21 protein-coding genes are annotated in these 22,419 nt (G+C 70.0%); 8 read left to right on the forward strand and 13 right to left on the reverse strand.

The features are described from left to right. The first annotated feature begins 116 nt into the window (after positions 1 to 116). Both L942_RS05365 and solA read left to right on the forward strand, forming a co-directional pair. Entirely contained in the window at positions 117 to 2,351 is a 2,235-nt protein-coding gene (locus tag L942_RS05365) for an FAD-dependent oxidoreductase (RefSeq protein WP_037355600.1), read from the forward strand. After that, a complete protein-coding gene (gene solA / locus L942_RS05370; RefSeq protein WP_037355602.1) occupies positions 2,348 to 3,472 on the forward strand; it encodes an N-methyl-L-tryptophan oxidase in 1,125 nt (374 codons plus the stop codon). Before L942_RS05365 ends, solA begins: the two co-directional genes overlap by 4 nt. Here solA and L942_RS05375 read toward each other — a convergent pair. Next, positions 3,462 to 4,364, reverse strand: coding sequence for an SDR family oxidoreductase (locus tag L942_RS05375; protein ID WP_037355604.1), 903 nt, complete (start codon positions 4,362 to 4,364; stop codon positions 3,462 to 3,464). The two genes, solA and L942_RS05375, sit on opposite strands and share 11 nt — an antisense overlap. A gap of 85 nt (positions 4,365 to 4,449) precedes the next feature. Between L942_RS05375 and L942_RS05380 the strand changes: the two genes are divergently transcribed. Further along, on the forward strand, positions 4,450 to 5,022 hold the full coding sequence (locus tag L942_RS05380) for a TetR family transcriptional regulator (RefSeq protein WP_037355606.1): 573 nt from the start codon (positions 4,450 to 4,452) through the stop codon (positions 5,020 to 5,022). Here L942_RS05380 and L942_RS05385 read toward each other — a convergent pair. Then, entirely contained in the window at positions 5,019 to 5,660 is a 642-nt protein-coding gene (locus tag L942_RS05385; RefSeq protein WP_037355608.1) for a dTMP kinase, read from the reverse strand. The two genes, L942_RS05380 and L942_RS05385, sit on opposite strands and share 4 nt — an antisense overlap. A gap of 26 nt (positions 5,661 to 5,686) precedes the next feature. Then, positions 5,687 to 5,944 (reverse strand): hypothetical protein, encoded by a 258-nt coding sequence (locus L942_RS05390; protein WP_235078905.1) that lies wholly within the window; start codon positions 5,942 to 5,944, stop codon positions 5,687 to 5,689. Positions 5,945 to 6,297: 353 nt separating this feature from the next. On the opposite strand from L942_RS05390, the gene L942_RS05395 reads away from it, so the two are divergent. Then, the gene (locus tag L942_RS05395; RefSeq protein ID WP_440201295.1) at positions 6,298 to 7,260 is read left to right on the forward strand and encodes a hypothetical protein; all 963 of its coding nucleotides are present in this window, start codon (positions 6,298 to 6,300) and stop codon (positions 7,258 to 7,260) included. Between the two features lies 1 nt (position 7,261). On the opposite strand, the gene L942_RS05400 is transcribed toward L942_RS05395, so the two are convergent. Further along, positions 7,262 to 7,906, reverse strand: a complete 645-nt coding sequence (locus L942_RS05400) for a TetR/AcrR family transcriptional regulator (RefSeq protein ID WP_037355614.1) — start codon at positions 7,904 to 7,906, stop codon at positions 7,262 to 7,264. A gap of 128 nt (positions 7,907 to 8,034) precedes the next feature. On the opposite strand from L942_RS05400, the gene L942_RS05405 reads away from it, so the two are divergent. Together L942_RS05405 and L942_RS05410 are read left to right on the forward strand one after the other, a co-directional pair. After that, positions 8,035 to 8,790 (forward strand): SDR family oxidoreductase, encoded by a 756-nt coding sequence (locus L942_RS05405; RefSeq protein ID WP_235078908.1) that lies wholly within the window; start codon positions 8,035 to 8,037, stop codon positions 8,788 to 8,790. Continuing rightward, positions 8,787 to 9,236 (forward strand): nitroreductase/quinone reductase family protein, encoded by a 450-nt coding sequence (locus tag L942_RS05410; protein ID WP_037355617.1) that lies wholly within the window; start codon positions 8,787 to 8,789, stop codon positions 9,234 to 9,236. The genes L942_RS05405 and L942_RS05410 overlap by 4 nt, the downstream gene beginning before the upstream one ends. Before the next feature lie 39 nt (positions 9,237 to 9,275). On the opposite strand, the gene L942_RS05415 is transcribed toward L942_RS05410, so the two are convergent. Then, the gene (locus L942_RS05415) at positions 9,276 to 9,740 is read right to left on the reverse strand and encodes a YbaK/EbsC family protein (RefSeq protein WP_037355618.1); all 465 of its coding nucleotides are present in this window, start codon (positions 9,738 to 9,740) and stop codon (positions 9,276 to 9,278) included. Positions 9,741 to 9,787: 47 nt separating this feature from the next. On the opposite strand from L942_RS05415, the gene L942_RS05420 reads away from it, so the two are divergent. After that, positions 9,788 to 10,330: a helix-turn-helix domain-containing protein gene (locus L942_RS05420; RefSeq protein WP_051165731.1), complete on the forward strand. Its 543-nt coding sequence runs from the start codon at positions 9,788 to 9,790 to the stop codon at positions 10,328 to 10,330. A gap of 177 nt (positions 10,331 to 10,507) precedes the next feature. Here the strand turns inward: L942_RS05420 and ahcY are convergent, their stop codons facing one another. After that, the gene (gene ahcY, locus L942_RS05425) at positions 10,508 to 11,980 is read right to left on the reverse strand and encodes an adenosylhomocysteinase (RefSeq protein ID WP_037355619.1); all 1,473 of its coding nucleotides are present in this window, start codon (positions 11,978 to 11,980) and stop codon (positions 10,508 to 10,510) included. A gap of 128 nt (positions 11,981 to 12,108) precedes the next feature. On the opposite strand from ahcY, the gene L942_RS05430 reads away from it, so the two are divergent. Further along, positions 12,109 to 14,346 (forward strand): hypothetical protein, encoded by a 2,238-nt coding sequence (locus L942_RS05430; RefSeq protein ID WP_051165732.1) that lies wholly within the window; start codon positions 12,109 to 12,111, stop codon positions 14,344 to 14,346. Between the two features lie 320 nt (positions 14,347 to 14,666). Here the strand turns inward: L942_RS05430 and L942_RS05435 are convergent, their stop codons facing one another. From L942_RS05435 to L942_RS05465, 7 genes are all read right to left on the reverse strand, one after another. Then, positions 14,667 to 15,407, reverse strand: coding sequence for a hypothetical protein (locus tag L942_RS05435; protein ID WP_037355620.1), 741 nt, complete (start codon positions 15,405 to 15,407; stop codon positions 14,667 to 14,669). A 292-nt stretch (positions 15,408 to 15,699) separates the two neighbouring features. Next, positions 15,700 to 17,244, reverse strand: coding sequence for an amino acid permease (locus L942_RS05440; protein WP_037355622.1), 1,545 nt, complete (start codon positions 17,242 to 17,244; stop codon positions 15,700 to 15,702). A 78-nt stretch (positions 17,245 to 17,322) separates the two neighbouring features. Continuing rightward, the gene (locus L942_RS05445) at positions 17,323 to 18,237 is read right to left on the reverse strand and encodes a cation diffusion facilitator family transporter (RefSeq protein ID WP_037355625.1); all 915 of its coding nucleotides are present in this window, start codon (positions 18,235 to 18,237) and stop codon (positions 17,323 to 17,325) included. A gap of 95 nt (positions 18,238 to 18,332) precedes the next feature. Then, on the reverse strand, positions 18,333 to 19,565 hold the full coding sequence (gene manA / locus L942_RS05450) for a mannose-6-phosphate isomerase, class I (RefSeq protein ID WP_037355627.1): 1,233 nt from the start codon (positions 19,563 to 19,565) through the stop codon (positions 18,333 to 18,335). Between the two features lie 81 nt (positions 19,566 to 19,646). Next, a complete protein-coding gene (locus L942_RS05455) occupies positions 19,647 to 20,732 on the reverse strand; it encodes a hypothetical protein (RefSeq protein WP_037355629.1) in 1,086 nt (361 codons plus the stop codon). A gap of 2 nt (positions 20,733 to 20,734) precedes the next feature. Next, a complete protein-coding gene (locus L942_RS05460) occupies positions 20,735 to 20,962 on the reverse strand; it encodes a Trm112 family protein (RefSeq protein WP_037355631.1) in 228 nt (75 codons plus the stop codon). Between the two features lie 68 nt (positions 20,963 to 21,030). Then, positions 21,031 to 22,386 carry a phosphomannomutase/phosphoglucomutase gene (locus L942_RS05465; RefSeq protein ID WP_037355634.1) on the reverse strand — a complete coding sequence of 452 codons (1,356 nt, stop codon included), beginning with the start codon at positions 22,384 to 22,386 and terminating at the stop codon, positions 21,031 to 21,033. Between the last annotated feature and the right edge of the window lie 33 nt (positions 22,387 to 22,419).

The following is a 22,419-nucleotide window of genomic DNA, read 5'->3' on the forward strand; positions in this document are numbered from 1 at the left end:
ACGGAACATCGATCTCCATCCGCAACGCTTCCTCTCCCCGGCGGGGGCGTTCCGGCATGCCTGTCTCGTCCCGAGCCGGGCCGTCCGCGACGGCCGGCAGGCAGGAGGTACTCGCGATGGCAGTGCGACCGCGGGTGGTTGTGCTCGGCGCCGGGCTCCTCGGCTGCGCGGTCGCCGACGAGCTGACCGAACGGGGCTGGACGGACATCACCGTGCTGGAACCGGAACCGGCGATCGCCTCCGCCGGGCCGGGCCTGCTCTTCCGCGCGCACGCGGACCGCACGGCGTCCGAGTTCGCGAAGTACACCGCGGAGAAATACAGCGGGCTGACCGTCGACGGCGGCTGGTGTTTCCAGCCGGTCGGGAGCCTGGAACTCGCGACCACGCCGGAGGGGCTTTCCCAGCTGCGCCAACGGCTTGGCTGGGCGACCTCGTCCGGCGTGCGCGGCTATCTGCGCGAACCGGGCGAATGCGCCCAGCTGCACCCGCTGCTCGACTCCGCGAAGGTGTTCGGCGGCCTCCATCTCCCCGGAGACGGGCTGCTCAAACCGCTCCGCGCGGCGCTCGCCCAAGCACACCGCGCGAAGGAACGCGGGGCGAAATTCCTTACCGGGCAAGAAATCGTCGAGATCGTGCGCACGGCGGGGCGGGTGACCGCGGTGGCGACGGCGACTGACCGGTTCCGCGCCGACGTGGTCATTTCCTGTGCCGGAGTGCGCGGGCCGCGGTTCGGGCGGCTGGTCGATCTTTCGGTGCCGGTGGTGCCGATCGCGGTCGATCACGCGCGCACCACGCCGCTGGCCCAGCTCGCCGGGGACAACGACCACTTCACCGAGGCGGACAAACCGATTCTGCGCGGAGCCGGGCTGGCGCTGCGCGAGCACGTCGACCGGCTGGGCATCAGCGCGCTGGGTCCGGTCGAAACCGACGCCGCGTTCGCTCCGGCGGTCTTCGAGGAGGCGTGGACGGCCGCGGTCGGCTTGGTGCCCGCGCTCGCCGACGCGAAGGTCGAGGAGGGCACCCGGCACCTGGTCCCGGGAACGCCGGACGGGTTGCCGCTGCTGGGCGAGCATCCGGATCTCGACGGGTTCTGGGTCGCCGAAGCGGTCGACTGCGGGTGGTCCGCCGGGGTCGCGCGAGAGCTGGCGCGCTGGCTCATCGAGGGACAAGCGCACCTCGATCTGCACTCCGTCGACCTCGCCCGGTTCGATCGCCTGCAGCTCGCGCCGGGCCGGGTGCGGGAGCGGAGTTTGGCGGCGGCGGGCCATCCGCGACCGGCGACGGAAGCGCCGCGGACGACGCCCTGCTACGAGCGCGAAGCCGCGCTGGGCGCGGAGTTTCGCGAGGAAGACGGCTGGGCACGGCCTCAGCGGTACACCGGTCCCCGCGCGGAGGCCGTCGCGGCTCGGAGCCGGGTCGCGTTGTTCGACCTGACCCCGCGGCGCCGGCTGGAGATCACCGGCCGCGGCGCGCTGCCGTTCCTGCAGACGATGACCACGAACCAGCTCGACCGTCCGCCCGGCTCGGTCACCAACACGTTGCTGCTCGGCGAAGACGGCGGGGTGCGCAGCGATCTGACCGTCGCCCGGCTCGGCGGGGAGCAGTTCCACGTCGCCGCGCACCACCACCGGGACATCGCCTGGCTGCGCCGTCATCTGCCCGGCGACGGCTCGGTCCAGCTGCGCGAAACCACCGGCGGCACCTGCTGTCTCGGATTGTGGGGGCCGCTCGCCGAGCGGGTGCTGCCCGAGCTGTCCACATCGGACACCCGGGCTTGGCGGACATACGTCGGCGACGTGCCGGTGACCGTGCTGCGCATCTCCGAAGTGGGCGAGCCCGGCTGGGAGCTGCACACCGGCGCGGATCTCGGCCGGTCGCTCTGGGACGCGCTCTGGTCCGCCGGGGAGCCGCACGGGATCGCGGCGGCCGGAGAAGACGCGCTGCGCAGCCTCCGGATGGAGGAAGGCCAGCGAAACTGCGGCGTCGACGTGACCACCGAGCACGATCCGTACGAGGCCGGCCTCGGGTTCGCGGTGCGGATGGACAAGGGCTACTTCCTCGGCCGGGACACGCTTCTCCACCGTTCTCCCGCGACGGTGCGCCGGAAACTGGTGTGCTTGACCGTCGAGCACCCGGATTCGATTCTGCACGGACGGGAACCGGTGTACGTCGACGGCCGTCCGGCGGGATACGTCACGAGCGGCGCGTACGGCTACACCGTTGACAAAAACCTGGCCTACGCCTGGCTGCCCGTCGAGGATTCCCGGCCGCGGACGCCGGTGGAAATCGAGCACTTCGGGAAACGGTTGTCGGCGAAGGTGGCCGCGGAGCCGTTGAGGAGCGGCGAATGACGCATTACGACGTCATCGTGGTCGGTCTCGGCGGAATGGGCAGCGCGGCTGCCTACCGGCTGGCGCGCCGAGGGCAGAAGGTGCTCGGGATCGACCAGTTCGCGCCGGTGCACAACCTCGGGTCGAGCCACGGTGGTTCGCGGATCACGCGGCAGGCCTACCTCGAAGGTCCGGATTACGTACCGCTGCTGCTGCGCGCGCACGAGATGTGGGACGAACTCGAACGCGATTCCGGCCGGTCGCTGTTCACCCGCTGCGGCGCGGTGATGGGCGGACCGCCGGAGTCGCGCACGATTACCGGCAGCACGCTTTCCGCGGAGAAGTTCGACATCCCGCACGAAATCCTGGACGCGGCCGAGATCCGGCGCCGGTTCCCCACCATCACCCCGGCAGAGGACGAGGTAGCCCTGTGCGAGCCGGGCGCCGGATTCGTGTCGCCCGAAGGAAGCGTCGCCGCACACCTGCGGCTCGCCGCGCGCCACGGTGCCGAACTGCACCACGAAGAGCAGGTGTTCACGTGGACCAGCACGGAAACCGGCGTGCGCGTCGGCACCGCTTCGAGCTACTACACCGCCGAACGGCTCGTGCTCTGCCCGGGCGCGTGGGCACCGGTGCTGCTCGCCGACCTAGGCGTCGATTTCGAGGTGCGACGTCAGGTCCAGTACTGGTTCGAACCGGCGGACGTGCGGCCGTTCGTCGATCATCCCGTCTACCTTTGGGAAACCGCTGAAGGCAGCCAATTCTACGGATTCCCCGCGCATACCGCGCAAGGCGTCAAAGTCGCGGCGCACCATGGCGGCGTCCCGTGCACCGCCGACACGATCGACCGGCAGGTCCACGCCGACGAGGTGCGCGCGGTCGCCCGCCTGGTCGGCTCGCGGCTGCCGACGCTCCCGGCGACCTTCCGCCGCGCGGCGGCTTGCCTCTACACGAACACCCCGGACGAGCACTTCGTGCTCGCCCCGCATCCGCAGCATCCGCGAGCGGTAGTGGCCTGCGGATTTTCCGGGCACGGCTTCAAATTCGTGCCGGTAGTCGGGGAAATCCTCGCCGACCTGATCGTCGACGGAGAGACTCGGCACCCGATCTCGCTGTTCGACCCGGCGAGGTTCACGCAGTAGCGAAATAGTGCTCCTCGGCCAGGTCTTCAAGCAGGCCAGGGTGTTCCGGCTTCCAGTCGAGCAGCTCGCGCGTGCGCGCGGCGGACGTCGGGGCGTCGGCCTGCACCATCGGCGCGAGGAACCCGAAGTGCGCGGGGGCTTCCTCCGCCGTGATGGACTTCGCCGGGACCCCGAGCCGCGAGCCGATCGTCTCGGCGATCTGCCGGAGCGAAACGGCTTCGTCGCCGACCGCGTGCAGCATGGATCCGGCCGGGGCCTTCTCCAGCGCCAGCCGGTACAGCCGGGCCGCGTCGAGGGTGTGGCCGGCGGACCAGCGGTTGGCTCCGTCGCCGACGTACGGCGAAACCCCAGCCGCGCGAGCGAACTGGATCATGGTCGGGACGAACCCGTGCTTGTCGAGCGAACTGTGCACCGACGGCGGCAGCCGCACCACTGACGGCCGGACGCCGCGTTCGGCGAGCCCGAGCACGTAGTTTTCCGCGTCGACCCGCGGGCCGCCGGGCAACCGGTCCTCCTCCGTGCCGAGCCTGCCGAGCCCGGCGAACATCAAGGTCCCGGAGGTCGAGACCAGTGGCTTGCCGGTGCCGGCGAGCGTTTCGCCAAGCGCCTTCAGCGCGGCGAAGTCCGCTTCGACGGCGCTGGCGAACTCGCCGCTGGCCATCAGATCGTGCTTGAACGCCAGATGCACGACCCCGTCCGCCTCGGCGGCCGCTTCGCGCAGGCCGTCGAGATCGTCGAGGTCGCCGCGCCGCACTCGCGCACCGCGTTCGGCCAGCGTCGCGGCGGAGGCGTCCGACCGGGCGAGGCCGACCACCTCGTGTCCGGCGGAGAGCAGTTCGGGAACGAGAGCCGAGCCGACGTGGCCGCTGGCCCCGGTGACGAAAACCCGCATGGAATCGTCCTTCCACAGTTGATGACACCTGGTGACATCACCCTACGCCTGATGTCATCCGGTGTCATCACCTAGACTGGACAGCATGGGCCGCTGGGAACCGAACGCACGCCACCGCTTGGCGCAGGCGGCGCTCGACCTGTTCGCCGAACGCGGCTACGACCAGACGACGGTCGCCGAAATCGCCGAACGCGCCAGGCTCACGAAGCGCACTTTCTTCCGCTATTTCGCCGACAAGCGGGAGGTGCTGTTCGGCGGGCAGGACGAACTGGCCCAGCTCTTCTCCGAGGGCATCTCCGGGACGCCAGCGGACGCGACGCCGTTCGAAGCGGTCGGTGGGGCACTGGCAGCCCTGGGAGCGATTTTCACCAGCGAGCGGCTGGCTCAGGCCCGTGCCCGGCAGGCGGTCGTGGCGGCGAACAGCGAACTGCTCGAACGCGAATTGCTCAAGCGCGCCAAGCTGGTCCAGGCCATGCACGACGCGCTCGCCGAGCACGGGATCAAAGAGCCAGCCGCACGCGTCGCGGCGGAATTGGGCTGCCTCGCCTTCACAACGGCCTTCCACCGCTGGGTCGAAGCAGACAACCGGCGGGAGTTCACCGCGCTGGCCGCCGAAGTGCTAGCCGAGCTGCGCACCGCCACCGCAGCCCTGGGCTAAGCGAGCAGAGACTTCGCCAACATCGGCAAATCGACACCCGCCACGCCGTCCAGCACATGCCACGGCGCGAGCCACGAAAGCGCAGCCAATTCGTCGTACACCGCGGCACAACGCTGCTGCAGCGAATCATCCGACTCGAAAGCGTCCCGAGTGCGAGCCGCGTCCGACTCCGCCCGGCGCACTGCCCGCTCGGCAGCGACCTCCGAGCTTACCCGCAGCAGCAGGTGCGCGTCCGGCCGGGGCAGGCCGAACCGCGTCACCTCGAGGTCCCAAACCCACTGCACCACAGCGCCATCCGCGTGTTCGCGCAGCCGCGCAGCGGCGTACGCGGCGTTCGAAGCCACGTAGCGATCCAGCAGGACCACGTCGTTGGCCGCGAGCAACTCGCGGATCTCGTCGGCCGCACCCGCGCGGTCGAGGGCGTACAGCATCGCCATTCCGTACACCGAATCGGCGAGGTCGCCGTGCCCGCGATGCAGTGCTTCGCGCACCAGATCGGCGTGCACGCTGCGGCCGTAACGCGGGAAGGCGAGACTGCCGACGCTCGCGCCGGCGTCTTCCAGCGCGGCAGTCAGCCCCTCGGACAGCGTGCGCTTGCCCGCGCCGTCCAGACCTTCGATTACGACCAGTCGCCCCACGCCGTCGAAGATACTTGGTGGCGTGCTCAGGCTGCCTCGCGGCGCGCTCGGACGTAGCCGAAGTAACCCACCGGCACCGCGACCAGCAGCCCGGCGAGGCAGAGCAGCGGAATCCAGTCGTCGCCGTGCGGCTCCGCGGGCGTGCTCTGCCCGTCCCTCGGCACCACCTCGCCGCGCGGCAGGGCCGTGAGGTGGGCGTTGCCGGTGTCGGCGGGCTGCGCCGCGCCCGCGCCCGGAGCCGACACCGGCAACGCCAGGCCCGTGAACGCCGCGAGCAGCAGCAAGCGTCCGACGTGCCTTCGGCAAGGGGTCGAGGACCGCCGGACCCGCCCGGCAGTGCTCTCCCCGTGATTCGGTTTCCCCAGACCCACGACGCACCTCCCGCCTAGACGTGCCAGTGGTGGTCACAACGGTGAACTGGTCGATCACTCCGAGCAAGACGCCCGTCCGGCAACGAGGGTGTTCCGGGTCCGCGGTGGAACACGGAACGGTTACCCTTCCGTGGCCAAGCACACCAAACGGGGGCCGGACCCGTGACCGCGCGCTGCTAACGTGAACGTTCCGCGGCATTCACGCCCAGCGCACGGGCGGCGTTGAAGGGACAGCGGTGGCACGAGACGGGGATGGCCCACTGATCATGGAACCTGGCCGGCGCGGCGCGGGTGAACTGCCGCCCGAGCTCGGCGACGCACTGCGATCCGGAGAATTCCACCAGGCGCTGCGGCTCGCGATCGCGCATCGCGGCCTGTCGCTCGCCCGGCTGCGGGCGCACCTCGCGCTCCGCGGGGTCCACATCGGACAGTCGACGCTGAGCTACTGGCAGCGCGGGCTCCGCCAGCCGGAGGTGCCGAAGGCGCTGCCCGCGGTCCGCGCGCTCGAGTCGGTGCTGCAGCTGCCCGCGGACTCGCTCGTGGTGCTGATCGGCCCGCGCACCGCCCGGGCGCGCGGGCACCAGGCCGCGGCGTCGTTCCACGACCTGCGCTCGGGTGAGATGGGCGCGATCGTCGAGCAGCTGATGAGCGACCTCGGCGCACCGCCGACGTCCCGGCAGTCGAACTCCGATCTGGAAATGCTGTCGGTGCACGACCAGATCACCATCGACGAGCACAAGCACCAGGTGAAATTCCGCACCCGGCTGGTGACCCGCGCGCGGCGGCACGGACCGGACCGGTACGTGGCCGTCTACAACGGCGATCCCGGCTGCCGGATCGACGACGTCGAGCTGATCACCGCGGAAGGCTGCCGCGTCGGCCGGATCCGCAGGCATCCGGCGCGCGAGACGATGGCGACCGAGCTGCTTTTCGACCGGAAGCTCGCCGAGGGCGAAATCCACGTTTTCTGCTTCGAAATCCACGACAATTCCGCCGTCACGTTCCCCGGGTACTACCGGATGCTGCGCGACCAGTGCGCGAGTTATCTGCTGCAATTGCAGTTCGCGCCCACCGCGATGCCCGCCCGGATCACCCGGGAAGTCCGCGCCCGCGACGACGCGCTGCCGGTCGAGGCGGAGGAATTGCCGTGCGACACCGGCGGCGTGACGAGCGGGTATTTCCGCGACACCGGCCCGGGACTGGCCGGCATCGCGGTGGAATGGAACTGAGTCAACCGTCGGCGGACGCCCCCGGCCCGGCCACGGCGTACCGGGCGGCGATGGTACGGACGGCCTCGTCCACCACCTGAGCGACGCGTTCGGCGCTCACCTCCCAGCCCGGCACGAGGAGCGTCGGCCAGAAGACGTAGTTGGAGATCATGCCCAGGAACTGGGTGGCCGCCAGGTCCGCGTCCTCGATCCGCACCGTTCCCGCCTCGTGCTCGGCCAGAAGGTAGCTGCGCACGGACTCGAAGTAGGGCATCTTTCCGCGCGAGAACTGCGCATGGGCCAGCTCGGGAAACCGCGGCAGCTCGGCGATGACGATCCGGAACAAGTCGGTCATCTGGGCCCGGCCCAGCAGCTGGGCGTAACGACGGCCGAGGACGGCGAGCCCGGCCACGACGTCGCCCGCCGGCGGCGGGTCTTCCTCGTCGGCGGTCGCCCATGACTCGGTCACGATGGCGTCGAACAAGTCGGCCTTGCTCGGGAACTGCTTGAACAAGGTGGCTCGCGAAACGCCCGAGCACTCCGCGATCCGCGCCAGCGACGTCCGGTCGTAGCCCAGCTCGAGAAACAGCGCGGTCGCGGCCTTCACGATCAGCGCACGCTTCTCCTGGGCGACGCGCTGGTGATAGGTCGGCACAGCCTTGCTCATGGGCCGAGCATACGAGGTGAGTGGCTTGACTCACCACTGTCGCCGATCTAGCGTCAGAGATGGCGAGTCGACCGGCTCACCATCGCGGACCGAAGGACCGTTCGATGCCCCGCTTCGAAAATCAGACCGTGCTCGTGACCGGCGGAGCCGGCGGCCAAGGCGCAAGCCACGTGCGTGCGTTTCACGCGGAAGGAGCGAACGTGGTGATCGGCGGCATCGACGCGCGACGCGGCGCCGCTCTGGCCGACGAACTTGGGCCCCGCGCTCGCTTCGTCCGGCTTGACGTCACTGACGAGAGTTCGTGGTCCGCCGCGGTGCGCGCCACCGAAAGCGTCTTCGGCGCCTTGAACGTGCTCGTCAACAACGCGGGCGTCCAGAATCCGCCAGCCACCATCGAAAACACGGACCAGGCCACGTGGGCGCGCATCCTCGAGACCAACCTCACCGGGACTTTCCTCGACATCAAGGCCGCCGCCCCCGCTCTGCGCCGGGCCCAAGGCGGAGCCATCGTCAACATCGCCTCGACCATGGGGCTGGGCGGCACGGCGCACTACGCGCCGTACGTCGCCAGCAAGTGGGCCGTGCGCGGCCTCACCCAGACGGCGGCGCTCGAACTCGGTCGCGACCGCATCCGCGTGAACACCATCCACCCGGGCGTGATCGCGACCCCTTTCATCCACGAACCCGCAGCCGGCGCTGCCGCGCCCATCGCCGACTTCTACTCACCCGAGCCGTTCGCGATCCCCCGGCTCGGAGAGCCAGCCGACGTCACCCGCCTTCTCCTGTTCCTCACGTCAGCAGAGGCGTCGTTCGTCACGGGGGCGGAGTACGTCATCGACGGCGGGCTTCTCCTCGGCCCCGCCCTTCAGGCCGACGCCGCATGAGCGCTCCAGACCCGACCTCGTCTTTGGCGCACCTGCCCAGCCACGTCCGACGGGCGATAGAGATCACCCCCGCCGCACGCACCAGCGAACGGATCATCGACATCACGACGCTGGGGCGCCGCACCGGCCGGGCACGCCGCATCGAGATTTTCTTCTACCGGGCCGCTGGCGCCACTTACCTGTGCAGCGGCGCCGGTGGTGCCGCGACCGACTGGCATGCGAACCTGCTCGCCAATCCCGCGTTCACCTTCCACCTCAAGAACGGGGTCCGGGCGGATCTGCCCGCGCAGGCCACGCCGGTCACCGACCCAGCCGAACGGCAGGCCGTGCTGGCGGAGATCGTCGCCGATCTCAATCAGCCCCATGACCCGGGCACCATCCGGCCGACTCGGCTCGAAGACTGGGCGGACAGCCGGCTGATGCGCATCAGCTTCCGCCATCGGTGAGGCACCGGTGCGCTCGCCCCCTCAACCGCGCAGAGCCGCTTACCCGTGCACCCGCATCGGCGTTCCCTTGGTGATCCGCACGAGTTCGTCGAACGTCGTCGGGAAGACGGCGTTCGGCGTCCCGGCCGCGGCCCACACCTGCGAATACTGCCGCAATGCCTCGTCGACCACCGTCTCCAGCGGAGCCGGATGCCCGACCGGCGACACCCCGCCGATCACCTGCCCGGTAGCCGCGCGCACCTCGTCCGGCTTGGCCCGGCGGATCCGGTCGCGCCCGAGCCGCGCGGCGAGCGCCTCGACGTCTACGCGGTGCGCGCCACTGGTCAAGACCAGCAACGGGGCGTCGTCGGCCTGGAAGACCAGGCTGTTCGCGATCGCGCCGACCGGACAGCCGAGCGCGTCCGCCGCCTCGGCCGCCGTCCGGGTGGACTGCGGGAGAGTCCGCGCCTGGCCTTCGACGCCCGCCGCGTAGAGCGCGTCCTGCACGTTTTGCACTGCCGACATCTGCACACCTCCAGCTGTTCTGTAAACAGAACACTAGACTAGGCCGCGTGTCGACGTCATCCGCCCCGGACGGCCGCGCGCTCGCCGCGGCGGTCGGTACCCGCATCCGGACGCTGCGCACCCGCGCGGGCGTCGGCCTGACCACGCTCGCCGCCGACAGCGGTCTCGGCAAGGGAACGCTGTCCGAACTGGAAAACGGCCGCCGCAACCCGACGCTGGACACGCTGTTCGCCATCGCCACCGCGTTGTCGATCCCGTTGAGCGACTTGCTTTTCGGCGACGACGGCGTGGCCGAAGCCCACGGCGACAGCGTGGCGGCGACCTTGCTCGGCCGATGGGAGGACCCGGAGGGCGTGACGGAGGTGTACCGGCTGACGATCCACGAGCGAGTTCAGGTGTCGCAGCCGCACAGCCCCGGGGTGCGGGAGGTGCTGACCGTCGTGACCGGAACGGCGGAGGTAGGACCGGCGGATGCGCCGGTGACGGTTTCCGCGGCCGGGACGCATACGTTTATCGCGGAAACGGAGCATGTTTACCGCGGAGTTGGCGGATCGGCTACTGCGGTGCTGACGATGCGGTATCCGCGTTAGCGGACGAGAAGGCCATTGGCTTTTGCGGGTCAACTCGCTGGCGAGCACTCGCGTCCGACCGCTCGCAAGCAAGTCGCGCAACTCGGTGTGATCAGGCTCGTCAGCAAAGAAGACCCGCACGACCGCAGACAAAAGCCGCCCCGAAATGAAATTCCGGGGCGGCTTTTCTGTCCGCGATCAGTAACGGTAATGCTCCGACTTGAACGGGCCCTCGACGTCCACGTCGATGTATTCCGCCTGTTCCTTCGTCAGCTTGGTCAGCTCGCCGCCCAGGGCCTCCAGGTGGATGCGGGCGACCTTTTCGTCCAGCTTCTTCGGAAGCCGGTAGACCTCCTTGTCGTACTCCTCGGTCTTGGTGAAGAGTTCGACCTGCGCGATGACCTGGTTGGCGAAGCTGTTCGACATCACGAAGCTCGGGTGCCCGGTCGCGTTGCCGAGGTTCAGCAGCCGGCCCTCGGACAGCACCAGGATGCTCTTGCCGTCCGGGAAGACCCATTCGTCGACCTGCGGCTTGATGTTCACGCGCCGCACTCCGGGGTAGCGGGCGAGGCCCGCCATGTCCAGCTCGTTGTCGAAGTGGCCGATGTTGCCGACGATGGCCTGGTGCTTCATCCGCGCCATGTGCTCGACCATCACCACGTTCTTGTTGCCGGTGGTGGTCACGTAGATGTCGCCCTCGTCCAGCACCGACTCGAGGCGCTTGACCTCGTAGCCGTCCATCATCGCCTGCAGCGCGCAGATCGGGTCGATCTCGGTGATGATCACCCGGGCGCCCTGGCCGCGCAGCGATTCCGCCGCGCCCTTGCCGACGTCGCCGTAGCCGCAGACCACCGCGACCTTGCCGCCGATCAGCACGTCGGTGCCGCGGTTGATGCCGTCGATCAGCGAGTGCCGGATGCCGTAGCGGTTGTCGAACTTCGACTTCGTCACCGAGTCGTTGACGTTGATCGCCGGGAACAGCAGCTCGCCCGCGGCCGCCAGCTGGTACAGCCGCAGCACGCCGGTGGTGGTTTCCTCGGTGACCCCCTTCACGCCCTGGCCGATGGCGGTCCACTTGCCCGGGTGCTCCGCGACCGACGCGCGCAGCAGTTCCAGGAAGACCTTCCACTCCTCGGGGTCCTCGTCGTCGGCCGGCGGAACCACGCCCGCCTTCTCGTACTCGGTGCCCTTGTGCACCAGCATGGTGGCGTCGCCGCCGTCGTCGAGGATCATGTTCGGGCCTTCGCCCTCCCACGTGAGCATCCTCTCAGTGCACCACCAGTACTCCTCGAGCGTTTCGCCCTTCCACGCGAACACCGGGACGCCCTTGGGCTCCTCGGGCGTGCCGTGCGGTCCGACGACGACCGCGGCCGCGGCGTGGTCCTGGGTGGAGAAAATGTTGCACGAGGCCCAGCGCACCTCCGCGCCGAGCGCCACCAGCGTCTCGATCAGCACCGCGGTCTGCACGGTCATGTGCAGGGAACCGGCGATCCGCGCCCCGCGCAGCGGGTAGACCTCAGCGTATTCGCGACGCAGCGCCATCAGCCCGGGCATCTCGTGCTCGGCGAGCCGGATCTCCTTCCGGCCGAACTCGGCGGCGTCGAGATCGGCGACAGCGAATTCGATGCCGCCCCGGGTGTCGTGCCGCTTGACAACGCTTTCGGGGGTCATAGTGCGGTTCCTCCAAGGTTTGATGGCACCTGAACAGTACCGTTGTCGGCTCGACCCTGACTCGGACGGATGAGGAGAGAATCGCCGTGCCCGCCCCGCTCCCCGGCCCTGACACCCGCATCGTCGAAATGAGGGTGTCCGGACTCGTGGGCACGAGCGGCGAGACGCTCCTCGACACGGTCCAGACCGTCGACGTCGCCGGCGACGGACTCGGCCGCGTGGTGCGCCCGGCCGACCGGCTGCGGCGCCCGGCTCCCGGGCCGGTGGTGCCCGCGCTCGGCCGGTCGATCCCGCGCACTGTCGAAGGCTACCTGTGGAGCGGCATGACGTCCGGCGGCGTCGCGAAGGCCGCTTGGGCGCTGCTGTTCCCGTTCTCGCTGGCGAACGTCGCGTTCTGGATGCTGCCGCCGGTGCACCGCGGCCGCTGGCTCGGCGGCCTGTGCCGCGGCCTGCTCCGGATCGCCGCGGTGCTGCTCACCATGCTGCTGGTCAGCCAGGTCGCGGTGGCCGTGCTGGACCTGGTCGCGACGCAATGCCTTGCCCCCGGACGCGCCTGCCTCACCTGGGTGGCCCCGGATCTGCGCAAGGGCCCGCTGCGGATCGGGGTCGGCGTGGCGGTGCTGCTGGCGCTGGTCTACGCCCTGCACCGGATCTCGTCGACGAACTGGCGAGTCCGCCCGCCCGAGCGCCCCGGACGCAAAGGCGTCCCGATGCGGTTGCGCGCCGACCCGGAAGCGCCCGGAATGTCCGCGACGCACGCCGTTGCCGCGCTCGCCTGCGTCTCGTTGCTTTTGCTGGGCGGCCCCTTCCACGTGCCCACGAAAATCCCGCAACTGATCGCGTGGATCTGCACCCTCGCGCTGGTCCTCGCGGTGCTGGTCGCCGGCGCGATCGGCAGCGACACCGGCACCGTCGCGCGCCGCACTTTGCTCACCTTCGCGACGCTGCTGGTCGTCTTCGCCACTGTGCTGGCCGCCCCAGTCGACAACCGGTTGCCCGGCGTCGACAACACCGTCGAGGGCCTCGGCGGCGCTCTGCTGGTGGTGACCCTGTTGTTCGCGCTCGCGCTGATCCCGTCGGCGCTGCTGGCCCGCCGAGACTGGCGCGACCGCCCACGCCGGCTCCGCCCGTGGCTGGGCGGGTGGGCAGCGGCCCCGGTGCTCGCCCTCGCCGGACTCCTCGGCGGCGGTTTCGGCGCCGGACTGGCCATCGCCATCCGAAAACTGCTCCGCGCCGACAAGCTCGCCCTGCCCACGACGTACGACCTGGTCACCGTGCTGTGGGGCGGCGGATTGGGCCTGATGGCCCTGTGCGCCATCGCGGGCTACGCCATCGCCGTCCCCCTGCGCCGCCGCCGACGCGGCATTCCGCCCATCGTCGAACTGATGGAACACGACGAACACCAGGAACAAGACGCCGCGCGAGCTTGGGCGCGCTCCGCCTGGGAACGCCGTCACCTGCACCACTTGGCCGTGATCGTCACCCTCGGCCTCTGCGTCGGTGCCATCGCACTGCTGGTCGTGCGATTCGGTTTCCACCTGCAGCCAGGCTGGTTCACGACGGTGTCGGCGATCGGCGTGTTCGCGCTGGGCGCGTTGGCTGCCGGTTTGCTGCGGGTGGTCTACTCCGCCGCCCGCTCCCCGCAGCGAAGCCGCCATCTGGGCGCGCTGTCCGACCTCGTCTCGTTCTGGCCACGCGCCGCGCACCCCGGCGTACCGCCTTGCTACGCACTGAAAGTCGTCCCCGAACTGGCCGCGCGGGTCAAGGAACACCTCGCCGAACCCGGTACCCGAGTCGTGCTGTCCGGCCTGAACCTGGGCAGCATCCTCACCGTCCTCACGGCAGCTCAGCTGTGCGCCGAACTCCCGCCGGACGAACGAGACCGAGTCGGTCTCCTCACCGCCGGATCGCCCCTGCAGTGGGGCTATCAACGGGCTTTCCCCGCGGTTCTGCCCCAAGACTCGCTGGCGGAGTTGTTCTCCTCGCTGGACGGCCGCTGGCGGGCCCTGTGCCGAGGCACGGACATCTTCGGCGGCGGCGTAACCACCTGGCGCCACCAGACGAGCAACGGCCACCTGCTGGGCGAGGGCTACCTCCCGGAGGGCAAGTGGGGAGCCCTGGAAACGACCCCAGACGACGCGGGAGTCTTAGTCCTGGGCGGCGACCACTGGGTGCCCGACCCCCTGCGCGCCCCCGACGGCCGCCACCGGTGGGCCCCCGGGGTCCTCAAACACACCGAGTATCTCGCCGACCCCGAGTGGGACAACGCGGTCGCGATGGCCGCAGGCCTAGGCCGCCCCAACGGCCGCGCGAAACCCCTTGGCGAACAAGGCTCCCTCTTCGGCGATCTCCCCCGCCCCCGCTAAGCCCCAGGCCCGTTCCCGTCGGGGACCCTCGCACCCTCTGCCGTCCGCCCACCGCCGCCGATGCCCCCGCGCGCCGCAAACCCCCACGCACCCCGCTCCCGAAACCGCAGCCCCCGGCACCCAATCACCCAGGCACCCACACCACCCCCGCACCCCGATACGAAGCCAAAACTGCGGTCCGGGGGTGCTTGTCAAGGCATCTTTCCCGCCTTGACAAGCACCCCCGGACCGTCAGCACAATCAGCTTCGGGGTGCCCCGCCACGCAGCCAGGGCGCAATGTCGCCGCCAGGCGACGAGCCGCCCAAACCTACGGCAACAATCAGTTAGCCCCACGACGACGCAGCTTCAACAACCCAAGCAACGCGCCACCGCCAACAATCAACGCCCCAGCAACCCAGAACAGCCAAGCGTTGTCGAACCCGGTGTTGGCCAGCCCGCCACCCCCGGTCCCGTTCTGATTCCCCGCGGGAACCGCGGCCGGGGCACTCGTCGTAGCGGGCGCGGAGGTCGCGCCAACCGGGGCCGAGGAGGTCGCGGCGGAAGTCACCGGGGCACCAGGCGTAGTGGTCGGCGCTCCCGAAGCCGGCTGCGACGGAGTCGTGGTCGGCGTCTCCGAAACCGGCGGCTTGGTCGGCGCGGTCTTGGTTCCGCAGGCGAACCACCGGTCAATCGCGGGCTGCGACCCGTCGTAGTTGTGCGGCGGGACCAAATCCTTCCAAGGTGCCACCTTGGGCAGTTTCTTCTTGCCCGGCACATAAACCGAGTGCCCGTCATCGCCGCCCACGACGACGATCGCCTCGACCGTCACGCCCTCGGCGGTCTCGGTGATCGTCAGCGTCTTCTCGCCGACCCCACCGGTGAACTTGACATCAGCCTCGTCCAGCTTGCCGCCGGTGACGCCTTCGACCTTGCTGCAGTCAGTGATCTTCGTGCCCGGAATCGGGTGCCCTCGGTCGTCGCCGGTGGTGCAAGCGGACGCCGACGTCGCCGTGCCTAGAAGGGCCAGCCCGGCGACCGCGGCGATCGCGAATCCGGCACGAAGTCTGGTGGGGATAGGCATGGAGTTACTCCTCGAAGGGAAATCCGAACGGGGGACAGCACATGCGAGAAACTACGACCCTCCGTAGGAACCCCGACCACTGTTCGTGTGAATTACCCGAGAGTGATTAACCCGTCAGAGGGAATACGACGCGGAGGGTATCGCACCGAGCCGAGTCCGTTCCCGGGTGGACCGGGTAGCCGCCCGAACCGAGATCCGCGAGTTGCGCATCCGTGACCACCGGCTCGCCGACCGCGCGAAACGGCCCGCCGTCCAAGGTGGACGGCGGGCCGTGGGCACGACGGCGAACAGGTCAGTCGGCGGGCGGCGGCGCGGATTCGGAAACCGCTCCGCCCTGCGCGACGCCCGACTGCCGCTTCCCGAGCAGCGAATGCCGGCGGCTGTAGGCGAAGTAGATGACCACGCCGACCACCATCCAGACGACGAACCGCAGCCAGGTCAGCACGGTCAGGTTCAGCATCAGCCACAGGCAGGCCAGGATCGCCAGCGGCGCGATGATCCAGACCGCCGGGACGCGGAACGCGCGCGTCAGGTCCGGGCGGGTCTTGCGCAGCACCAGCACGCCCGCGGACACGAGGATGAACGCGAACAGCGTGCCGACGTTGACCATTTCCTCGAGCTTGTCGGCCGGGAAGAACGTCGCACCGGCCGCGACCAGTGCGCCGACCACGAGCGTCGCGCGCTTCGGCGTCCCGCGCTCGCTCGTCTTGGCCAGCGAACGCGGCATGAGGCCGTCGCGGGACATCGCGAAGATGATCCGCACCTGTCCGAGCATCAGCACCATGACGACGGTGGTCAGACCGGCCAGCGCGCCGACGGAAATGACGTTCGCGGCCCAGTCGACGCCGTTCGCGGAGAACGCGGTGGCAAGCGTCTTGTGGCTGCCGTCGCCCGCCGAGGTCGACAGGTCGGTGTAGGGCACCATGCCGACGACCACCAGCGACACCGCGACGTACAGCACGGTCACGATCGCCAGCGAGCCGAAAATGCCGCGCGGCACGGACTTCTGCGGATTGCGGGTCTCCTCCGCGGTGGTCGCGACGATGTCGAACCCGATGAAGGCGAAGAACACGATCGACGCGCCGGCCAGCAGGCCGAAGATGCCGAACGAGCTGCTGCCGCCGCCCGCGATGAGCGAGAACAGCGACTGGTCGACGCCGCTTTCGCCGGCTCCGGCCGGCTTGCCCTCCGGAACGAACGGCGTGTAGTTGCTGGCCTTGATGTAGAAGAAGCCGAGGATGACCACGAACAGCACGACCGCGACCTTGATGCCGGTGATCACCATCGAGAACCGCGACGACAGCTTCGTGCCGAGCACCAGCAGCGTCACGAGCACGACCACGACGATGAACGCGCCCCAGTCGACGCCGAAGCCGCCGCCGAGGTCGATCGACGTCTTGGTGCCCTTGCCGAAGATGTACTCCAGCACCGTCTGCAGATAGGACGACCAGCCCTTGGCCACCGCGGCGGCGCCGACGGCCAGCTCCAGGATCAGGTCCCAGCCGATGATCCACGCCATGAACTCGCCGAAAGTGGCGTAGGAGAACGTGTACGCGCTGCCCGCGACCGGGACGGTGGAAGCGAATTCGGCGTAGCACAACGCGGCGAGCGCACAGGCGATCGCCGCGATCACGAACGCGACGGACACCGACGGCCCGGCGAAATCGCCCGCCGTGCGCGCGGTCAGCGTGAAGATGCCGGCGCCGATGACCACCGCGACGCCGAAGACCGTGAGGTCCCACGCGCTCAGGTTCCTGCGGAGTTTCGTCTCCGGTTCATCGGTGTCCGAAATGGACTGCTCGATTGACTTGGTGCGCCACAACCCAGTGCCGGGCAACGTTGACCTCCTGCGGTGACCTTCGTGGGGACCGGGCGCCACCCTAGCGCGTCAGTTGGGTGCCAGCTGTCCGGACAGTCAGCGCGTCTCGCGGTCGAGGTCGGGCTCCAGGTAAATCAACGTCGCGACGGGGACCTTCGCGCGCACGCGGGCCTCGGCGTCGTCGATCGCGGTGGCGATCGCGGCGGTGTCGAGACCGGGCACGAGCGCGAGCTTCGCGGCGACGAGCAGCTCGTCCGGGCCGAGGTACTGCGTGCGGATGTGGATGACTCGCTCGACCTTGCCCGCGGCCAGCTCGTCCACGATGGTCGCGAGATCGGTGTCGGTCGCGCCCTCGCCGATCAGCAGGCTCTTCATCTCGACGATCAGGATGATCGCGATGACTCCGAGCAGCACGCCGATCAGGACGGTGCCGATGCCGTCGAACACCGGGTCGCCGGTCAGCACCGAAAGCCCGACGCCGAGCAACGCGAACACGAGACCGAGCAACGCGCCGGAGTCCTCCAGCAGCACGACCGGCAGCTCGGGTTCCTTGGCCTGGCGGATGAACCGCCACCAGCTCGCGTTGCCCTTGATCTTGCGCGACTCGCCCATCGCGGTGAAGAAGCTGTAGCCCTCGAGGCAGATCGCGACGAGCAGAATGACCACCGCGACGACCGGCGTCTCCAGCGGCTGCGGCTCGATGATCTTGTGAATGCCCTCGTAGAGCGCGAACGCCGCGCCGAGCGTGAAGAGCATGAGCGCGACGATGAACGAGTAGAAGTACCGGTCCCGGCCGTAGCCGAACGGATGCTCCTTGGTGGCGCGCCGCTTGGAGGTCTTCTGCCCGAGCAGCAGCAGCCCCTGGTTCGACGTGTCGGCCAGCGAGTGCACCGCCTCCGCGAGCATCGACGACGAGCCGGTGACCAGGAAGCCGACGAACTTGGCCACCGCGATCCCGGCGTTGGCGGCGAGCGCCGCGATGATCGCCTTGGTTCCCCCGCCAGCTGACACTGCCCGCTCCCCTGCTCCGCGCCCGAATTGCCCGGTGGGAGCCTAGAGGAGCCTTTGCGGCGGGAAGCGCCGGGTCTGACAATCAGCTGGTCAGCTCACAACTCGCACGACCCAGCGGTAGCCCGGAACAGCTGCGACTTCTCCCCGCCCAGCGGCCGCACCCGCACCGCCGGATCCGAGGCCGGCAGCCACACCGACTGGCCCCTCCGCAATTCCACCTGCTCGCCGTCCGAAGCGAGCACCAGAAGGTCACCCTCGGTGCACAGCAGGATCTGCGGCCCAGCCGAGTCCACCTCGATCTCGGCGTTGTCCCCGGCCGCCCATTCCATTCGCGACAGTTCGAATTCCGGGGCGTCCGTGTGGTACACCGCCATCCGCTGGCCGGAGCATTCTCCGTGCTGCACCGGCATTTCTCCGCACGCGAAGTCGACCACGCGCAGCAGCTCGGGCACGTCCACGTGCTTCGGGGTGAGACCGCAGCGCAGGATGTTGTCCGAGTTCGCCAGGATCTCCACCGCGGTGCCGTGCAGGTAGAGGTGCAGGTTGCCGGCAGGCAGGTAGATCGCCTCGCCAGCGCGCAGGGTCAGGCGGTTGAGCAGGAGCGCGGCCAGCACGCCGGCGTCGCGCGGGTGGGTTTCGCCCAGTTCCAGGATCGTGCGGCATTCGGCGGCGAACTCGCCGTGGTCCTGGACGTGCCGGACGCACGCGTCGAGCACCTCGGGCAGCAGTTCGTCCAGCGCGGACTGCGGCAGCGTGATCCACGTGGTGAACAGAGCACGCAGGCCGGCCGGGTCCGGTTGGGCTTCCAGCAGGCCGGTGTACTTGCCCAGGCCGGGCGTCTCGATCGCCTTCAGCAGCTTGACCGTGCGGTTCGGGTCGCGGAACCCGGCCAGCGCGTGAAACTCCGTCAGCGCGCAGACCAGCTCCGGCTTCGCCGTCGGGTCCGGGTAGTTGCGGTTCGCGGCGTCGCGCGGGATGCCGAGCTTCTCCTCGCGGGCGTGTCCCTCCGCGGCCTGCGCCGCCGACGGATGCGCCTGCATCGACAGCGGCTCTTCCGCGGCGAGGATCTTCAGCAGGAACGGCAGCCGGTTGCCCCAGCGCCGCGCGCAGTCCTCGCCGAGCTGGCCGATCGGATCGGCGTCGACGAGTTCGAGCAGGCTCAGTTCGGTGCCGTCCGGGCCGAGCACGTGCGACGGGTCCCCCGGGTGCGCTCCCATCCACAGCTCGGCTTCGGGGTGCGGCGCCGGCACCGGACGTCCCTGCAGCTGCGGGATAGCCGTTCGCGATCCCCAGGCGTAGGGCCGTACGGCGTTGCGCAACAGCTCCACTGTCAACTCCCAATCCTTCCCGTCGGCGCTGGGCCGACGCACGCGGCGGCGGAACCGCCTGCCGCGTTCCCCCCTGCTCCCTCAGGCGGAGGCCGGTTCGTATCTCCCGGCCCCGCCGATGCTGCCCGCCGCCAGCCCCAGGTACACCGCGGCCAGCTCGAACCGCAGCGCCAGCACCGCGGCGCGGACGACCTCGTCGGCCTCGATCTCCTCGGCAGGCGCGATCAGGTCCGCCCCGGGCAGGAACTCCTCGGCTTGGTACCGGGCCGCCTCGGTGGCCGGACCGGTCCGCACCGACAGCAGCAGCACCCGTGTTGCGACTCCATGGGGAGAGTCGTCTGGATCAGCGAAAATGTCTCGCTCCGCGCCGCCGGATTGCGCGGCCCGGCGCAAGGCCGGGCGGGCCAGCGCCTGCCGGTAGTCCTCCACGTCGCACACCAGCGCGGCGTGCGCGGCGAACGCGTGCGCCGCGTGCTCGCCGACCGCCACCGCGACCGGATCGAGACCCCACAGCAGCGGCACCCGGTCCGCGACCCGCAGCGCGAGCGCCTTCGCCGGGTTGGCGAACGACTCGCGTGCCAGGTAGTCCTTCTCCGCTTCGAGGTCGAGCTGGTCGGCGAGCGCCTGTACGTCCGCGACCAGCAGGCCGAGCGCGTTCGCGGTGAGCAGCCCGGCGGCCAGCCCGCGCGGGAACGCCAGCTCCGGCGGCACCGGCACGCGCGGCGCGAGCAGCACGCCCTTGCCCGCCACCGACGCCGCGACCGGTCCCTCCGCCGGCGCGGACAACACCACCGACGCGCCGAACCGGGCGGCGCGTTCCAGCGAAGCGGCCAGCTCGCGGTCTCCCGCGTCGTCGGTGTGCGCGAACACCACGTCCAGCGCGCCGATCCAGGCCGGCACCGATTCGGCCACCACGACCGGCACCGGGCACGACGGCGCGAGCAGCGCGGCCAGCAGCCGGGTGAGCGTGCGGCTCACCCCGGGCCGGTCGATGAGCACCAGCGAACGCGGACGGCCGACGTCCAGCCGTTCGCTCAGCTCCAGTTCAGCCGCCGCTTCGGCGGTGGCCCGCACCTGCGCGCCGGCCATCGCGGCGGCGCGCAGCAACCCCGCGCGGTCGGCGTCGGCCAGCCGCGCGGAGTCGTCGAGCAGGGAATCGTCAAGCATGGTCAAGCACTGTCGCCGTGATCAGCGTCGGGCCCGGGCGAACCGGGCAGCGTCGCCTCGTCGAGCAGCAGCACCGGGATCCCGTCGCGGACCGGGTACACCCGGCCGCATTCGGTGCAGGTCAGCGCGTCGGCCTCGGCATCGTCCGGCGTGCCGGGACGCAGCGGCGCGTGATCCGGCGACGGGCACGCGAGGATCTCCAGCAGCTGTGCGTCAAGCGTGATGGCCATAGTTCCTCCATACCACGCGTCGTTGGGGTGTTGAGGGCGCCTTCCGGACACAATCCGGCGCCAGCCGGTCAGGCCCGGACAATGGCCAGCACCTCGGCGGTGAGCGCCTCGACCGCGGCCCGGTCGGCGGCCTCCACGTTGAGCCGCAGCAGCGGTTCGGTGTTGGAGGGGCGGAGGTTGAACCACGCGCCGCCCGGCAGCTGCACGGTGAGGCCGTCCAGTTCGTCGATCTGGACGCCGGACTTGCCCGCGTACGCGTCCTTCACCGCGAGCATCCGCGCGACCTGGTCGCTGACCGTCGAGTTGATCTCGCCGGACGCGGCGTAGCGCGAGAAGTCCTGGGTGAGCGCGGACAGCGGGCCGCTCTGCTCGCCGAGCGCGGCGAGCACGTGCAGCGCGGCCAGCATGCCGGTGTCGGCGCGCCAGAAGTCGCGGAAGTAGTAGTGCGCGGAGTGCTCGCCGCCGAAAATCGCCCCGGTACGGGCCATCTCGGCCTTGATGAACGAGTGTCCGACCCGCGTGCGCACCGGCTTGCCGCCGTGCTCGGAGACGATCTCCGGCACGCCCTTCGACGTGATCAGGTTGTGGATGATCGTGCCGCCCGGCTCCTTGGCCAGCTCGCGCACCGCGACCAGCGCGGTGATCGCGCTCGGGGACACCGGCTCGCCGCGCTCGTCCACGACGAAGCAGCGGTCCGCGTCGCCGTCGAACGCCAGCCCGGCGTCCGCGCCGACCTCGCGCACCTTGGCCTGCAGGTCGACGATGTTGGCCGGGTCGAGCGGGTTGGCCTCGTGGTTCGGGAAGGTGCCGTCGAGCTCGAAGTACATCGGCACGATCTCGATCGGCAGGCCCTCGAAGACGGTCGGAACGGTGTGCCCGCCCATGCCGTTGCCCGCGTCGACCACGATCTTGAGCGGGCGCGAGCCGGAGAGGTCGACGAGGTTGCGCAGGTAGGCCGCGTAGTCGCCGAGGACGTCGCGCTCGGAGACGGTGCCGCGCTGCCCGTCGAAGGCGGGAACACCCTGCTCGACGGTGTCGCGGATCTCGGCGAGGCCGGTGTCCTGCCCGACCGGCGAGGCTCCGGCGCGGCACATCTTGATGCCGTTGTACTTCGCGGGGTTGTGGCTCGCGGTGAACATCGCGCCCGGCAGGTTGAGCGAACCGGAGGCGAAGTAGAGCTGGTCGGTGCTGGCCAGGCCGATCGACACCACGTCGAGGCCCTGCGAGGTCACCCCGTCGGCGAACGCCTCAGCCAGACCCGGCGACGAGTCGCGCATGTCGTGGCCGATCACCACAGCCGGTGCCTCGGGTTTGATGAGCAGCGCGAACGCGGCCCCGAAGTCCCGGACGAGGGCGGCGTCGAGCTGGTCGCCGACCACGCCGCGAATGTCGTAGGCCTTCACGATGCCCGAAAGGTCTGGCACGCCTTCTCCCCGCCGTTAGTTCCGTGGCGACGC

This window comes from Amycolatopsis orientalis DSM 43388 (assembly GCF_000411975.1).
GTDB classification, from domain to species: Bacteria; Actinomycetota; Actinomycetes; order Mycobacteriales; family Pseudonocardiaceae; genus Amycolatopsis; species Amycolatopsis orientalis_D.

Coding starts and splice junctions, on each gene's coding strand:
- L942_RS05365 (WP_037355600.1), top strand. CDS start 117: ATGGCAGTGCGACCGCGGGTGGTTGTGCTCGGCGCCGGGCTCCTCGGC.
- solA (WP_037355602.1), top strand. CDS start 2,348: ATGACGCATTACGACGTCATCGTGGTCGGTCTCGGCGGAATGGGCAGC.
- L942_RS05375 (WP_037355604.1), bottom strand. CDS start 4,364: ATGCGGGTTTTCGTCACCGGGGCCAGCGGCCACGTCGGCTCGGCTCTC.
- L942_RS05380 (WP_037355606.1), top strand. CDS start 4,450: ATGGGCCGCTGGGAACCGAACGCACGCCACCGCTTGGCGCAGGCGGCG.
- L942_RS05395 (WP_440201295.1), top strand. CDS start 6,298: ATGGAACCTGGCCGGCGCGGCGCGGGTGAACTGCCGCCCGAGCTCGGC.
- L942_RS05400 (WP_037355614.1), bottom strand. CDS start 7,906: ATGAGCAAGGCTGTGCCGACCTATCACCAGCGCGTCGCCCAGGAGAAG.
- L942_RS05410 (WP_037355617.1), top strand. CDS start 8,787: ATGAGCGCTCCAGACCCGACCTCGTCTTTGGCGCACCTGCCCAGCCAC.
- L942_RS05415 (WP_037355618.1), bottom strand. CDS start 9,740: ATGTCGGCAGTGCAAAACGTGCAGGACGCGCTCTACGCGGCGGGCGTC.
- ahcY (WP_037355619.1), bottom strand. CDS start 11,980: ATGACCCCCGAAAGCGTTGTCAAGCGGCACGACACCCGGGGCGGCATC.
- L942_RS05430 (WP_051165732.1), top strand. CDS start 12,109: ATGAGGGTGTCCGGACTCGTGGGCACGAGCGGCGAGACGCTCCTCGAC.
- L942_RS05435 (WP_037355620.1), bottom strand. CDS start 15,407: ATGCCTATCCCCACCAGACTTCGTGCCGGATTCGCGATCGCCGCGGTC.
- L942_RS05455 (WP_037355629.1), bottom strand. CDS start 20,732: ATGCTTGACGATTCCCTGCTCGACGACTCCGCGCGGCTGGCCGACGCC.
- L942_RS05460 (WP_037355631.1), bottom strand. CDS start 20,962: ATGGCCATCACGCTTGACGCACAGCTGCTGGAGATCCTCGCGTGCCCG.